This is a genomic window from Castellaniella sp. (assembly GCF_004321985.1).
Taxonomy (GTDB): Bacteria; Pseudomonadota; Gammaproteobacteria; order Burkholderiales; family Burkholderiaceae_B; genus Castellaniella.
In genome coordinates this window covers 1-13,633 of the sequence record NZ_SCQN01000007.1, presented here as the reverse complement: position 1 = coordinate 13,633, position 13,633 = coordinate 1, and the positions used below count along the sequence as shown (strand labels likewise).

The following is a 13,633-nucleotide window of genomic DNA, read 5'->3' as shown; positions in this document are numbered from 1 at the left end:
TTCATGCCGCAATCATCCGCCCCTGCCCACATCCGGGCCATCGCACCCTATCAGGCTGGCAAGCCCATCGAGGAGCTTGCCCGTGAATATGGGCTGGACCCGGCCAGCATCATCAAGCTGGCTTCCAATGAGAACCCGCTGGGGTGTTCGAGGCGAGTGCGCGAAGCCCTGGCGCAGGCGGCTGCCGATCTGCCGGGGCGGTATCCGGATGCCAATGGCTTCGATCTGAAGGCTGATCTGGCGGCGTTTCAGGATGTCCCGATGAACTGGATCACCCTGGGCAATGGCTCGAACGATCTGCTGGAGCTGGCTTCGCTGGCCCTGCTGGATGCTGGCTTGTCGGCGGTGTACGCGGAGCACGCCTTCGTGGTCTACCAGCTCAGCACGCAGGCGCGCGGGGCACGGCACATCATGGTTCCCGCCCGGGATTACGGCCATGACCTGTCGGCCATGCTGGATGCGATTGCCGACGATACCCGCCTGGTGTTCATCGCCAATCCCAATAATCCGACGGGCACTCATCTGCCGGCGGCTGACGTTCATGCGTTTCTGGGCCAGGTCCGGGATCGGTACGACGACCGCGTCACGGTGCTGCTGGATGTGGCCTATGACGAATATCTGGATCCGGCGGAACGTGCCGATTATGCCGGATGGGTGCGCGAATTTCCGAACTTGATCGTGACGCGTACTTTCTCCAAGGCCTATGGCCTGGCGGGGCTGCGCGTGGGCTATGCGCTGGCCCAGCCGGCGCTCACGGACCTGCTCAACCGGGTCCGCCAGCCCTTCAACGTCGGGGTGCTGGCTCAGCTTGCCGCCCGCGTAGCACTGAAGGACACCGATTTTCTGGCTCAGACGCATGCGTTGAACCGGCGGGGCAGAGCGCAGCTTCAGGACGGCTTCGCCCGTCTGAGCCTGGATTATGTGCCCAGTCATACCAACTTCGTGCTGGTTCGGGTGGGCGATGCGGCGGCCGTGAATGAACAGCTGCTGCGGCGCGGGATCATCGTGCGCCCGGTTGCTGGCGACGGGTTGCCGCATCACTTGCGGGTCACGATCGGTCTGCCGGCCGAGAACGAACGGCTCCTGCAGGCCCTGGCCGGCATCCTGGCGGAATGAACGATCATCCGACTCCCCTGGTTCCGGTGCTGGCTGTGGTCGGCATCGGGCTCATCGGAGGTTCCTTCGCGGCAGCGTTGCGTCGGGTGGGCCAGGTCGGCCGGGTGCTGGGGGTCGGACGCCGCCCCGCATCGCTGCAGCGCGCTCGGGATCTGGGTCTGATCGATGAGATCGCCGACTTTTACCAGGCGGCTGAACAGGCCGACCTGATCCTGCTCGCGACGCCGGTGGGCGCGATGCCGGCGGCATTGCAGGCGCTCGCGCCGCTGCTGCGCCCGCAGACCCTGATCACGGATGCCGGCAGCACCAAGTCGGATGTGGCGCGCATGGCACGTGACCTGCTGGGTGATCAATGCAGCCAGTTCATCCCCGGACACCCGATTGCCGGGTCCGAGATGACCGGGCCCGAGGCGGCGGATCCCATGCTGTATCACGGGCGCAAGGTCGTGCTGACCCCTTTTGAGGAAACGCCCGGTACAGCCCTGCATCGGCTGATTCGCATCTGGGAGGCATGTGGCGGACGGGTCCAGATCATGGACCCGGCGGCACACGATCGGGCGCTGGCCTCGGTCAGTCATGTTCCGCATTTCCTGGCGGCGGCCTATATGGCCCAGGTCGTCCAGGCGGCGGATGCCGATGTGCGCCTTAGCCTGGCGGGCACGGGTTTCCGGGATTTCACGCGGATCGCGGCGGGATCGGCCGAAGTCTGGCGGGATATCTTCCTGTCCAACCGCGAGGCCGTGCTCCGCGAACTGGACGACTTCGATCGCGTGCTGCAGACGCTGCGTGCGACGCTGGAGGCCGATACCGACCCGGCCGGGCTGGAAGCCCTGCTGGAGCAGGCTGCCCTGGCGCGCAGGTTTTGGGGCGGCCGGGACACCATGTCATGACTGCCGAATCGTCCGCCCCCCTGACGCTGGCGCCTGCCACCCATGCGTCGGGTACCGTCACTTTGCCGGGGTCCAAGAGTATTTCCAATCGTGCGCTGCTGCTGGCGGCGCTGGCCGACGGCCGCACCGAGCTGACGGGGCTGCTCGATTCCGACGATACGCGGGTCATGATTGCGGCGCTGCGAACGCTAGGGGTGCCGCTCGAGCAGCCCGAGCCGCATCGGGTCCTGATGTCGGGGTCGTCGCGCTGGCCACAAACGCGTGCGGAGCTGTTTCTGGGCAATGCGGGAACGGCCTTCCGCCCGCTGACGGCGGCGCTGGCGGTGATGGGCGGCGACTATCGCCTGTCGGGCGTGCCGCGCATGCACGAGCGTCCTATTGGTGACCTGGTGGATGCGCTACGGTCTCTGGGTTGCGGCGTCGCCTACGAGGGGCGCGCGGGCTATCCGCCGCTGCATCTGACCACGGGCGATCTGGCTGGTGGCCGGGTGGTGCGGGTGCGCGGTTCGGTGTCCAGCCAGTTCCTCACGGCGCTGCTGATGGCCGCTCCACTGGCGTCGGCGCGTACGGGCGGGGATATCGTCATTGAGCTGGATGGGCCACTGATCTCCAAGCCCTATATTGGGATCACGCTGGCCCTGATGGCGCGTTTCGGCGTGGTCGTGCAACACGATGGCTGGGATCGCTTCACCGTGGCGGCGGATTCACGCTACCGCAGCCCCGGCCTGTTTCCGGTCGAGGGCGATGCCTCGTCTGCCTCGTATTTTCTGGGGTTGGGCGCGATCGCGGGCGGTCCGGTGCGCATCCAGGGAGTGGGCGGCGACAGCATCCAGGGCGACATTGCCTTTGCCGACGTCGTGCAGGCCATGGGTGCGCGGGTCGTGCGCGAGTCCCAGGCCCTGGTCGTCGAGGGCCCCTGCGTGGCGCAGGGCGGACGGTTGCGGGCGTTCGACCAGGATTTCAACCTGATCCCGGATGCAGCCATGACGGCAGCCGTACTGGCCCTGTATGCAGACGGACCCTGCCGCTTGCGCAACATTGCGAGCTGGCGCGTGAAGGAAACCGATCGCATTGCCGCCATGCAGGCGGAACTGGGCCGTCTGGGTGCGTGCGTCGATGCCACGGACGACAGCCTGACGGTGCATCCGGTGCAGAACGGTCAGTGGCGGGCGGCGGAGATCCAGACCTACGATGATCACCGGATGGCCATGTGTTTTTCGCTGGCCGCGTTCGGCCCCGTGGCGGTCACGATTCTGGACCCGGGGTGCGTGAGCAAGACCTATCCGGACTATTTTGCAGATTTCCAACGCTTGCTACGGTCTTGAGCGTACGACATGCGGTATCGGGGACGGAAAACATGACGGCGGATTTCGCGAGCGGAGGCGGGGTGGTTCCAGTCATCACGGTCGACGGACCGACGGCCTCCGGCAAGGGAACGATTGCCCAGCGGGTGGCCCAGTCGCTGGGGTGGCACGCACTCGACAGTGGCGCTCTGTATCGGCTCACTGCGCTAGCGGTGCTCCGGGCGGGCGGCGATGGCTCGGATGAGGCCCAGGCAGCCGATCTGGCGCGAGCCCTGGATGTGCGATTCGAGCCGGGTCTGATCCGGCTGGGGAACGAGGATGTCACGGATCGGATCCGTCTCGAGGCGGTCGGCAATCTTGCCTCCAGGGTCGCAGCCTGGCCGGCCGTGCGGGCCGCTCTGCTCGCGCGCCAGCGGGACTTTCGTCGGGCGCCCGGGCTGGTGGCTGATGGCCGCGACATGGGAACGGTGGTGTTCCCCGATGCGCCGCTCAAGATCTTTCTGGATGCGGACGTTGAAGTCCGTGCCCATCGGCGTCATAAGCAGTTGATCGGAAAAGGCTTTCCTGCTAAGCTATCCGACCTTTTGGACGATCTTCGCGCCCGTGATGCACGGGATCGGGATCGGGTGCATGCACCGCTTGTAGCGGCGCATGACGCCGTGACGGTGGATTCTTCCCGGATCGGGATTGATGAGACCGTCGCCAGGGTGCTCGACCTCTGGTCGGCACGCGGGCCCGCGTTGGGGTATCGGTCAGGCCGATAGTTCTTTTGCGGGATTTGTTCACTCCGCCGGGTATGGTCCCGGCGTGTCATGATCGCCCCTTGGGGCGTTACGGATCAATCGTTCATGTCCACCCTTTCCACTGAAGCCGCAATCGGCGGCGAAAACTTCGCCGACCTGTTTGCCGCAAGCATCAAGGATCAGAACATGCGCTCCGGCGAGGTCATCTCCGCCGAAGTCGTACGTGTCGATCATAATTTCGTCGTCGTCAATGCCGGTCTCAAGTCCGAAGCCTACATTCCCCTGGAAGAATTCCTGAATGACCAGGGTGACCTCGAAGTCCAGTCCGGCGACTTCGTTTCCGTTGCCATCGACTCTCTGGAAAACGGCTATGGCGACACCATTCTGTCGCGCGACCGCGCCAAGCGCCTGTCCGCTTGGCTGCAGCTCGAACAGGCCCTCGAGTCCGGCGAGTTGGTGACCGGCACCATCACCGGCAAGGTGAAGGGCGGCCTGACGGTCATGACCAATGGCATCCGCGCCTTCCTGCCGGGTTCGCTGGTTGACCTGCGTCCGGTCAAGGACACCACGCCCTTCGAGGGCAAGACCATGGAATTCAAGGTCATCAAGCTCGACCGCAAGCGCAACAACGTTGTGTTGTCGCGTCGCGCCGTGCTCGAGGCCAGCATGGGTGAGGAACGCGAAAAGCTGCTCGAGACGCTGCACGAAGGCGCCATCGTCAAGGGCGTGGTCAAGAACATCACCGATTACGGTGCGTTCATCGACCTGGGCGGCATCGACGGCCTGCTGCACATCACCGACATGGCCTGGCGCCGTGTCCGCCACCCGTCCGAGGTGCTCCAGGTGGGCCAGGACATCGAAGCCAAGGTCCTCAAGTTCGACCAGGAAAAGTGCCGCGTGTCGCTGGGTGTCAAGCAACTGGGCGAAGATCCCTGGATCGGCCTGGGTCGTCGTTACCCGCAAGGCACCCGCCTGTTCGGCAAGGTCACGAACCTGACCGACTACGGTGCGTTCGTCGAAGTCGAAGCCGGCATCGAAGGTCTGGTGCACGTGTCCGAAATGGACTGGACCAACAAGAACGTCGATCCGCGCAAGGTCGTGACCCTGGGCGAGGAAGTCGAGGTCATGGTCCTGGAAATCGACGAGGACCGCCGCCGCATTTCGCTGGGCATGAAGCAGTGCCGTCCGAACCCCTGGGAAGACTTCGCTGCCAACTTCAAGCGCGGCGACAAGGTCAACGGCGCGATCAAATCCATCACCGACTTCGGCGTGTTCGTCGGCCTGCCCGGCGGCATCGACGGTCTGGTGCACCTGTCCGACATTTCCTGGACGGAATCCGGCGAAGAGGCCGTGCGCAACTTCAAGAAGGGCGACGAGATCGACGCCGTGGTGCTGGGCATCGATACCGAAAAGGAACGCATCTCGCTGGGTATCAAACAGATGGAAGGCGATCCGTTCAACAACTTCGTTGCGACCTACGACAAGGGCGCCGTTGTGTCTGGTACCGTAAAGTCCGTCGAACCCAAGGGCGCCGTGGTGACCCTGTCGGTGGATGTGGACGGCTACTTGCGTGCTTCGGAAATCTCTGCAGGCCGTGTGGAAGACGCTGGTACCGTGCTGCATGCGGGCGATTCGGTGGAAGCCATGATCGTCAACATCGACCGGAAGGCGCGGTCCATCCAGCTCTCGATCAAGGCGCGTGACAACGCCGAGACTGCCGAGACCATCCAGCGCATGACGGAAGCCAGCGCTTCTTCGGGGACTACCAATCTCGGCGCCCTGCTGAAGGCCAAGCTCGACCAACAGCGCGACGAGTGATGCCCGGTCTGACCAAGTCCGAGCTGATCGCTGCCCTGGCGAACCGCTATCCGCAGTTGGCGGCTCGCGACATGGATCTTGCGGTCAAGACCGTGCTTGATGCGATGTCCGAGGCCCTGGCCCAGGGGCAGCGTATCGAGATTCGCGGTTTTGGCAGCTTTTCCCTTTCGCGGCGTCAGCCCAGGGTAGGGCGCAATCCAAAATCGGGCGAAAGAGTGCACGTACCGGCCAAGCTGGTGCCGCACTTCAAGCCCGGCAAGGAACTCCGCGAGCGCGTGGATCAGGGCCCTGATGGCGGCGACGTCGATGACGAGCCGGCCACCGTGGCCGATCTCTATCAGGGTCGCCTGATAAATCAGTAACGTGGCTCGGGGCGTGAGCCGCCCACCCAGGCAATCTGATGTCACACCGGCCGGCCCGCAAGGGCCGGTTCGCTTTTTGCGGGCGGACGGGCAGATTTTTCACCGTACAATGACGGGGTTCCCCCTCGGAGCTGGAAGAATGCGCTACCTGGTCTGGATATTGCGGCTGGTGATTTTCATCATCGTGCTGCTTTTTGCCCTGAAGAACACGGCACCGGTGGACGTGGGCTTCTTTGGCGGCCACATTGTCCAACAAGTGCCGCTCATCGTCGTGATGCTGGTGGCTTTCGTGCTCGGGCTGGCTTTCGGCCTGCTGGTTGCGGCAACCGCGATGCTCAAGCGTCGGCGTGAGATCAACCGCCTGCGGCGCGAGCTGGCGCGGGCACAGGAAGCCTTGCCGAAGGCGCGGGTGGTGCCTCAGCCCGTGATTCCGGAGACAGCGACTCCGCTGGCTCCTCTGTGATGCGCGGGTCCGTGTGAATTTCGAACCCTGGTGGCTCATCATCGTTCCCGTGCTGTTCGGCCTGGGGTGGGTGGCTGCGCGTTTTGATTTCCGGCAGATGCTGTCCGAGAGCCGCAATCTGCCCGATTCGTACTTCAAGGGCCTGAATTTCCTGCTCAACGAGGAACCTGACCGCGCCATCGACGCGTTCATCGAGGTGGCGAAGCTGGATCCTGAAACGACGGAGCTGCATTTTGCGTTGGGTAGCCTGTTCCGGCGCCGTGGTGAGGTCGAGCGGGCCATCCGCGTCCATCAAAGCCTGCTGCAGCGTGAAGACCTGCCGCTGGCGGATCGTGAAAACGCGCAGCTCGAACTCGCCCAGGACTTTTTCAAGGCTGGCCTGCTGGACCGCGCGGAACACGGCTTTCAGGCTGTCTTGCATACGCGGCATGCGCTGGATGCCTTGCGCGCACTGATCCGGATCTACGAGTCGGAGCATGACTGGCCCCGTGCGATCGAAGCCGTGCAGCAGTTGCGGGGCCGCATCGATGAGCCCGTCCCGCAGCTGGCGCACTATCACTGCGAGCGGGCACTGGTCTGCCTGGCCGCGCAGCCCGCAGATCCGGACGGCGCCGCTCAGGCGCTCGAGGCCGCCGAGAACGCGATTCGGCAAAATGGCGGTTCGCCTGCGTCCGAAACGCGGGTCAGGATGTTGCGCGCCCAGTGGTGCGGGCTGCGGGGTGATGTCGAGGGGCAGTGCGCGCATCTGCGAGACGTGCTGACCACTGCGCCGGAATACGCGGGTCTGGTGGCCGACGCCCTGCTGCAGTGTCATCAGGCGCTGGGACGCGGCGAAGAGGGTCTGGCGCTGTTGCGGGCTCATTATGCGCAGACTCCGACGCTGGATCTGTTCAACGCGATCTTCCGGGCGTTGCGAACGAGTAGCGGCTCCAAGCCGGCCTGGGCATTCGCGCGTGATGCGCTGCGGGCGCATCCGTCGCTGCTTGGGCTGGACCGCCTGCTCGAAGTCGAACTCTCTCACGCTGCGGACGGTGCGCCGACCGGCGACGCCCTGGTTCCGGATGCCGACCTGGGGCTGCTGCGCAGCATGATCCACAAGCATTCCCAGCGGCTGGATCGTTATGCCTGCAGCCAGTGCGGCTTCGAGGCCCGCCGCTATTACTGGCAGTGTCCGGGCTGCAATGCCTGGGAAACCTATCGCCCCCGCCGGCTGGAGGAAATTCGATGAAACCGTATCCGTTGCAGGCGGTGCAGGCTGCCAGGATACTGGTCGTGGGCGACATCATGCTGGATCGCTACTGGTTTGGCGAAGTCGATCGTATTTCTCCGGAAGCGCCCGTGCCGGTTGTACGGGTGGCCCGTCGCGAAGACCGCCTGGGGGGCGCTGCCAATGTGGCACGCAATATCGTGGCGCTGGGTGCCCACGCAAGCCTGCTCGGGGTCGTGGGGGCAGACGAGGCCGGCGCGAAAGTCCGTTTGTTGGCGCGTGAGGCCGGCATCCGCGATTGCCTGGTCGAAGACGCGGGCGGCATGGACACCACGCTGAAGATGCGTGTGCTGGGCCGCCAGCAGCAGCTGCTGCGCGTGGATTTCGAGCAGGGCCCGGGTGACGCGGCTCTGGACGCGCTGGATGCTTCCCTGCAGGCCATCCTTGCGGAACATGACCTGCTGGTGCTATCCGATTACGCCAAGGGCGCGCTGGGCCGGGTAGAGCGCCTGATCGCTGCGGCCCGGGCGCTGGGCGTGCCGGTGCTGGTGGACCCCAAGGGGCATCGTTACCAGCGCTATCAGGGCGCTGCGCTGGTGACGCCCAATCGCAGTGAAATGCAGGACGCCGTGGGCCGTTGGGCCGACGAAGACGACCTGACCCGCCGGGCCCAGAATCTGCGCCGGGAGCTCGGCCTGGAGGCCTTGCTGATCACCCGCTCCGAGCAGGGCATGACGCTTTATCTGGAGACTGGCCGCCAGCATGTCGATGCCCAGGCGCACGAGGTCTTCGACGTGTCGGGCGCCGGGGATACGGTCCTTGCTACATTGGCGGTCACGCGCGCGACGGGCCTGGGCTGGTTCGAGTGCATGCAGTGGGCCAACCGGGCTGGCGGCATCGTCGTGGGCAAGCTGGGCACATCCATCGTTACCGCAGAGGAATTGTCATCATGATCGTCGTCACGGGTGCCGCAGGGTTCATTGGCAGCAATCTGGTCCGCGGGCTCAACGCGCGTGGTGTGACCGACATCCTGGCGGTTGATGATCTGACGGACGGCGACAAGTTTCGCAATCTGGCGGACCTGAGTATTGCGGACTACCAGCACAAGGACGAATTCCGCCGCCGGGTGCTGTCGGGCGAATTGCCTCGGCCCGATGCTGTCCTGCACCAGGGCGCCTGCTCGGACACCACGGAACGTAATGGTCAGTTCATGATGGACAACAACTTCCGCGTCACACTGGAACTGCTGGAGTATTGCCAGGCGCGGGAAGTCCCCCTGCTGTACGCCTCGTCCGCTGCCGTCTACGGTGCGGGTCCGTATTACGTCGAAGACCCCAGGTTCGAGGCCCCGCTGAACGTCTATGGCTATTCCAAGCTGTTGTTCGACCAGGTCTTGCGCCGTCGCATGAGCAGCTTGAAATCCCAGGTCGTGGGGTTGCGCTACTTCAACGTCTACGGCCCGCGCGAGCAGCACAAGGGCCGCATGGCGTCGGTGGCCTTCCACAACATGAATCAGTACCGCCGCGAGCAAAACGTTCGCCTGTTTGGCGGCTGGGATGGGTACCCGGATGGCGGTCAGCAGCGTGACTTCGTATTCGTCGACGACGTGGTGAAGGTCAATCTGTTCTTCCTGGATCACCCCGGGATTTCAGGCATCTTCAACTGCGGGACCGGGCGGGCCCAGCCTTTCAACGACGTAGCACAGACCGTCGTCAACACCTTGCGCCTGAGCGAGGGGCTGCCAGCGTTGTCGCTGGATCATCTGGTGGCGGGGCAGCATTTGCGTTACGTCCCGTTTCCGGATGACCTGAAGGGTCGGTACCAGAGCCACACCCAGGCGGATCTGACGCAGTTGCGTGCGGCCGGCTATACCGCGCCGTTTTGCGATGTGCAGACCGGCGTGGCCGCCTATGCCACCAGCCTGCTGGAGGCTGGCCGGCTGTCCTGAATTCGTCCGTGCGGGTTGTCCCGCTGGGATAAATCCCGGCACGGCATCGGCCGCCGGGGCCGACTCACCCGCATCATGGGCACACCTTTCCCCTTGACAGGAGTGTGCTCATGAACCCCTTCCTTTCTTCGACGATTGCGTTGCCCGGGCGTTCGGGCTGGCCCCGCGTCCTGCGGGTCGCAGGCCTGGCGGCGCTGACCTGGGCCGGTGCGGCGGGCGCCGTCGACCTGAACACGGCCACGCTGGATCAGCTGCGCGGTGTGCGCGGTATCGGACCCAAGACGGCCCAGATCATTCTGCAGGAACGGGAACGCGGGGGGCGTTATGTGTCGTTTGCTGATCTGTCGGACCGGGTACGCGGCATTGGTCCCAAGCGGGCCCAGACCTTGCAGTCCGCCGGGCTGACCATCGATGGTGGCGGGTTGCGGGTTTCGGGCCAAGGCGAATCGGCGCGGCGGGCTGCTTCGCCAACGGCTGCCGCGGCTTCCCCGCCGGGCCGGCCTGCGGCCACTGCGAGCCCGCGCACCCGATAGGGTGGTGCCGCAGCCGGGTCGGAATCCGGGTGTATGATTTTGCTCATGAAAACATACCCCACCATCGAAGACGTCATTGGTTCAACTCCCCTGGTGCGCCTGCAGCGCCTGCCGGGGGATTCCGGTGCTGCTCGCGGCAATACGATCCTGGCCAAGCTGGAAGGCAACAATCCTGCCGGATCGGTGAAAGACCGTACGGCCGCGAGCATGGTCCGTCAGGCCGAGCTGCGGGGTGCGATCAAGCCCGGCGATACGCTCATCGAGGCCACCAGCGGCAATACCGGTATCGCGCTGGCGATGTTCGCGGCCGTGCGCGGCTACCGGATGATCCTGCTCATGCCAGACAATTCCTCCCAGGAACGCTGCGCGGCCATGAAAGCCTATGGTGCAGAGCTGATCCTGACACCGGCGGATCAGGGCGGGATGGAATACGCTCGGGATCTGGCGCTGCGCATGCAGGCCGAAGGTCGCGGCACGGTGCTGGATCAGTTCTCCAATCCGGACAATCCGCGTGCCCACCATGACGGCACGGGTCCGGAGATCTGGACCCAGACCGATGGACGGGTCACTCATTTCGTGAGCGCCATGGGAACGACTGGTACCATCATGGGGGTCGGCGCCTTCCTGCGAGAGCGCAATCCCGCGATCCGCGTGATCGGGGCGCAGCCGGCCGACGGCGCCCACATTCCGGGGATCCGCAAATGGCCGGAAGCCTACCAGCCAAGCATCTATGATCCGTCGGCGGTGGACGCGTTCGAACCCATCACGCAGGAACAGGCGGAAACCATGGCCCGCAGATTGGCCGCCGAGGAAGGCATCTTCGCCGGGATCTCGTCGGCGGGCGCCGCAGTGGCCGCATTGCGGGTTGCTGCCACGGTGCGCGACGCGACCATCGTCTTCATCATCTGCGATCGCGGCGACCGCTACTTGTCCACCGGCGTATTCGGCTGATTCGGGTCTCCGTAGCCGACCCGGACAGCGATTTCATGTGCCAGGTCGGCCACGGAAGCCGCATAGAAGTAGCTGTGGTTGTAGTGTGTGATGGCGAAGAAGTTCGGCGTCGCAGTGCGGTAATCGTGGGTCCCCAGGATTTCGTCCTGAAGATCGATGACTCCGAGCGGCTGGCTTTGCCAGACGGTTTCCGCACCAGGCAGGGCCTGTCCGCCGGCGGCCTGCAATGTCGGCCAGTTGCTCAGCGGCTGCAGGCCATCCTGCACGAGTCTCGCCGGGTTCGCCGGCAAGCGGATTGGCGCGAAGACAGGCACGCCGCGCACCCAGCCGTGGGCCTGCAGGAAGGCCGCGACCGAGGCAATCGCGTCGGCGGGACTGTGTTCCAGGTCGATTTGGCCATCGCTGTTGCCTTGCGCATTCACCGCATAGCGCATGATGCTTCCCGGCATGAACTGGGGTAGCCCGATGGCGCCCGCAAAAGAACCCTCGACTGTGCGGGCGTTGAGCTTGCCCTCGTGGTTCAGCACCAGCAGGTCCACGAGCTGATCGCGGAACATCTGCTGGCGCTGGGGCCGGGTCGGGTCTGGAAAGCGGAACCCCAGCGTGGTCAGCGTGTCCAGCACCCGATGGTTGCCGGTGAAGCTGCCATAGACCGTCTCTATTCCCACGATGGCCACGAGGATGGACGGAGGGACTCCGGTGCGTGCGCTGGCCGCGTCCAGGCTGATCCGGTTGTCCTGCCAGAAGGTAACGCCGCGACGGATGCGCACGGGATCCACGTGGCGCTTGCGATAGCTGGTCCAGGCGCGGCGCAGCCGGCGTTGCGGAGTGGCCGGAGGTGTCATCAGCCGGACGGCCTGTGCGTTGTAGCGGGCGGAGCTCAGCAGGGCAACGATTTCGTCCAAGGGGATGGACTGGGCCTGTGCCGTTTCCTGGGCGAAGTGCTGCAGCTCGGGCAGGAGCTGGCCGTCGGGCTGCAGGAAATCCCCCCGTGCCGATTCACTCGCCCCGGTATTCATACCCGTCGAGATTGGGCTGCTTGAAGGCGGAAGCGGATTCTGAGATGTGGCGCTCTGGCCCCCGCCCGTGGCGGCGCAGCCGGACAGAAAAAGCGACGTTACGGCAACTTGCAAAATACGGGTGGGTCTGAACATAATCGCCCTTATGGAGACGCTCTATATTACCCATCCGTCATGCCGCCTGCACGAGATGGGCACCTGGCACCCCGAATCGCCGCGGCGACTGGATGCCATCAGTGATCAGCTCGTCGCCAGCGGTCTGATGAATTATCTGGTGCCTTGCGAGGCGCGGTTGGCGTCTTCCGAAGACCTGTTGCGCGTGCATGCGCCGGAATACCTGGATTACTTGTGTCGGCACGCCCCCACCCAGGACTATTTCCCGATCGATTCGGATACCATCATGAATCCGGATACGCTGCAAGCCGCATATGCTGCGGCTGGCGCGGGCCTGACTGCGCTGGACCAGATCCTGTCAGGGCGGGCGCGCACGGCGTTTTGCGCCATCCGCCCGCCGGGGCATCATGCCCGGGCGGCTCAGGCGATAGGCTTCTGTTTTTTCAACAACGTTGCGGTGGCTGCCCGCTATGCCCTGGATCATCATGGGGTGTCGCGGGTGGCCATCGTGGATTTCGATGTACACCATGGGAATGGCACCGAAGAAGCCTTCCTGCACGAAGACCGTGTCATGATGTGCAGCTTTTATCAGCATCCGTTTTTCCCCGATCTGCACGTCGCCGATCTGGGGCCCAACATGATCAACGTACCCGTGGAGGCGTATTCGGGGGGAGACGTGATTCGCGGGATCGTCAGTCAGCAGTGGCTGCCCGCTCTGCGACGCTTCCGCCCCGAGCTCATCCTGGTTTCGGCCGGGTTCGATGCACACCGGGAGGACGACATGGGCAATCTGAGGCTCGTGGAGGCTGACTATGCCTGGATCACGGACCGTCTGGTCGAACTGGCCGAGGACTACGCCCAGGGGCGCATCGTCAGCTTCCTCGAGGGTGGCTATGCGATGTCGGCACTGGGGCGCAGCGTGGTGGCGCATGTGCGTGCGTTAGGATGCTACTAGGGGTGCCCATGAACCGATCGGCACGCCATGCCTCAACTTTTCAGGCGTCAATTTTTTTCTTCCCAATCTGGAGTAAACCCGATGAAGGTCCTGGTACCGGTCAAGCGCGTCGTTGACTTCAACGTCAAGGTTCGCGTCAAGTCCGATCACACTGGTGTGGACACCGCCAACGTCAAGATGTCCATGAATCCGTTTGACGAGATCGCTGTC

General features: G+C 64.5%; 14 protein-coding genes and 1 pseudogene. 14 read left to right on the top strand and 1 reads right to left on the bottom strand.

The features are described from left to right. Positions 1 to 3 precede the first annotated feature (3 nt). The 12 genes from hisC (at position 4) to cysM (ending at position 11,335) form a co-directional block, all read left to right on the top strand. Entirely contained in the window at positions 4 to 1,116 is a 1,113-nt protein-coding gene (gene hisC, locus EPN31_RS00965) for a histidinol-phosphate transaminase (RefSeq protein ID WP_291768183.1), read from the top strand. Next, on the top strand, positions 1,113 to 2,006 hold the full coding sequence (locus tag EPN31_RS00960) for a prephenate dehydrogenase/arogenate dehydrogenase family protein (protein WP_291768182.1): 894 nt from the start codon (positions 1,113 to 1,115) through the stop codon (positions 2,004 to 2,006). The genes hisC and EPN31_RS00960 overlap by 4 nt, the downstream gene beginning before the upstream one ends. Beyond that, positions 2,003 to 3,331 carry a 3-phosphoshikimate 1-carboxyvinyltransferase gene (aroA, locus tag EPN31_RS00955; protein ID WP_291768180.1) on the top strand — a complete coding sequence of 443 codons (1,329 nt, stop codon included), beginning with the start codon at positions 2,003 to 2,005 and terminating at the stop codon, positions 3,329 to 3,331. The genes EPN31_RS00960 and aroA overlap by 4 nt, the downstream gene beginning before the upstream one ends. Positions 3,332 to 3,363: 32 nt before the next feature. Next, positions 3,364 to 4,074: a (d)CMP kinase gene (gene cmk / locus EPN31_RS00950; RefSeq protein ID WP_291768177.1), complete on the top strand. Its 711-nt coding sequence runs from the start codon at positions 3,364 to 3,366 to the stop codon at positions 4,072 to 4,074. Between the two features lie 84 nt (positions 4,075 to 4,158). Continuing rightward, positions 4,159 to 5,871: a 30S ribosomal protein S1 gene (gene rpsA, locus EPN31_RS00945; protein ID WP_291768175.1), complete on the top strand. Its 1,713-nt coding sequence runs from the start codon at positions 4,159 to 4,161 to the stop codon at positions 5,869 to 5,871. An 8-nt stretch (positions 5,872 to 5,879) separates the two neighbouring features. After that, positions 5,880 to 6,233 (top strand): integration host factor subunit beta, encoded by a 354-nt coding sequence (locus tag EPN31_RS00940; protein WP_291768271.1) that lies wholly within the window; start codon positions 5,880 to 5,882, stop codon positions 6,231 to 6,233. A 139-nt stretch (positions 6,234 to 6,372) separates the two neighbouring features. Continuing rightward, positions 6,373 to 6,696, top strand: coding sequence for a lipopolysaccharide assembly LapA domain-containing protein (locus EPN31_RS00935; protein WP_291768173.1), 324 nt, complete (start codon positions 6,373 to 6,375; stop codon positions 6,694 to 6,696). A 13-nt stretch (positions 6,697 to 6,709) separates the two neighbouring features. Then, on the top strand, positions 6,710 to 7,924 hold the full coding sequence (gene lapB / locus EPN31_RS00930; RefSeq protein ID WP_291768171.1) for a lipopolysaccharide assembly protein LapB: 1,215 nt from the start codon (positions 6,710 to 6,712) through the stop codon (positions 7,922 to 7,924). Then, a complete protein-coding gene (gene rfaE1 / locus EPN31_RS00925) occupies positions 7,921 to 8,856 on the top strand; it encodes a D-glycero-beta-D-manno-heptose-7-phosphate kinase (protein ID WP_291768169.1) in 936 nt (311 codons plus the stop codon). Before lapB ends, rfaE1 begins: the two co-directional genes overlap by 4 nt. Beyond that, positions 8,853 to 9,851, top strand: a complete 999-nt coding sequence (gene rfaD / locus EPN31_RS00920) for an ADP-glyceromanno-heptose 6-epimerase (RefSeq protein ID WP_291768167.1) — start codon at positions 8,853 to 8,855, stop codon at positions 9,849 to 9,851. Before rfaE1 ends, rfaD begins: the two co-directional genes overlap by 4 nt. Positions 9,852 to 9,961: 110 nt before the next feature. Continuing rightward, a complete protein-coding gene (locus EPN31_RS00915) occupies positions 9,962 to 10,384 on the top strand; it encodes a DUF655 domain-containing protein (protein ID WP_291768165.1) in 423 nt (140 codons plus the stop codon). Between the two features lie 39 nt (positions 10,385 to 10,423). Next, positions 10,424 to 11,335: a cysteine synthase CysM gene (gene cysM / locus EPN31_RS00910; protein ID WP_291768270.1), complete on the top strand. Its 912-nt coding sequence runs from the start codon at positions 10,424 to 10,426 to the stop codon at positions 11,333 to 11,335. Here cysM and mltB read toward each other — a convergent pair. Continuing rightward, the gene (mltB, locus tag EPN31_RS00905; RefSeq protein ID WP_367188285.1) at positions 11,308 to 12,354 is read right to left on the bottom strand and encodes a lytic murein transglycosylase B; all 1,047 of its coding nucleotides are present in this window, start codon (positions 12,352 to 12,354) and stop codon (positions 11,308 to 11,310) included. The two genes, cysM and mltB, sit on opposite strands and share 28 nt — an antisense overlap. A gap of 145 nt (positions 12,355 to 12,499) precedes the next feature. Here mltB and EPN31_RS00900 point away from each other — a divergent pair, with 145 nt between their 5' ends. Together EPN31_RS00900 and EPN31_RS00895 are read left to right on the top strand one after the other, a co-directional pair. Then, complete coding sequence (locus EPN31_RS00900) at positions 12,500 to 13,423, top strand: histone deacetylase family protein (RefSeq protein WP_291768161.1); 924 nt, start codon at positions 12,500 to 12,502, stop codon at positions 13,421 to 13,423. An 81-nt stretch (positions 13,424 to 13,504) separates the two neighbouring features. Continuing rightward, positions 13,505 to 13,633: pseudogene (locus tag EPN31_RS00895) on the top strand (electron transfer flavoprotein subunit beta/FixA family protein); the annotation flags it as partial.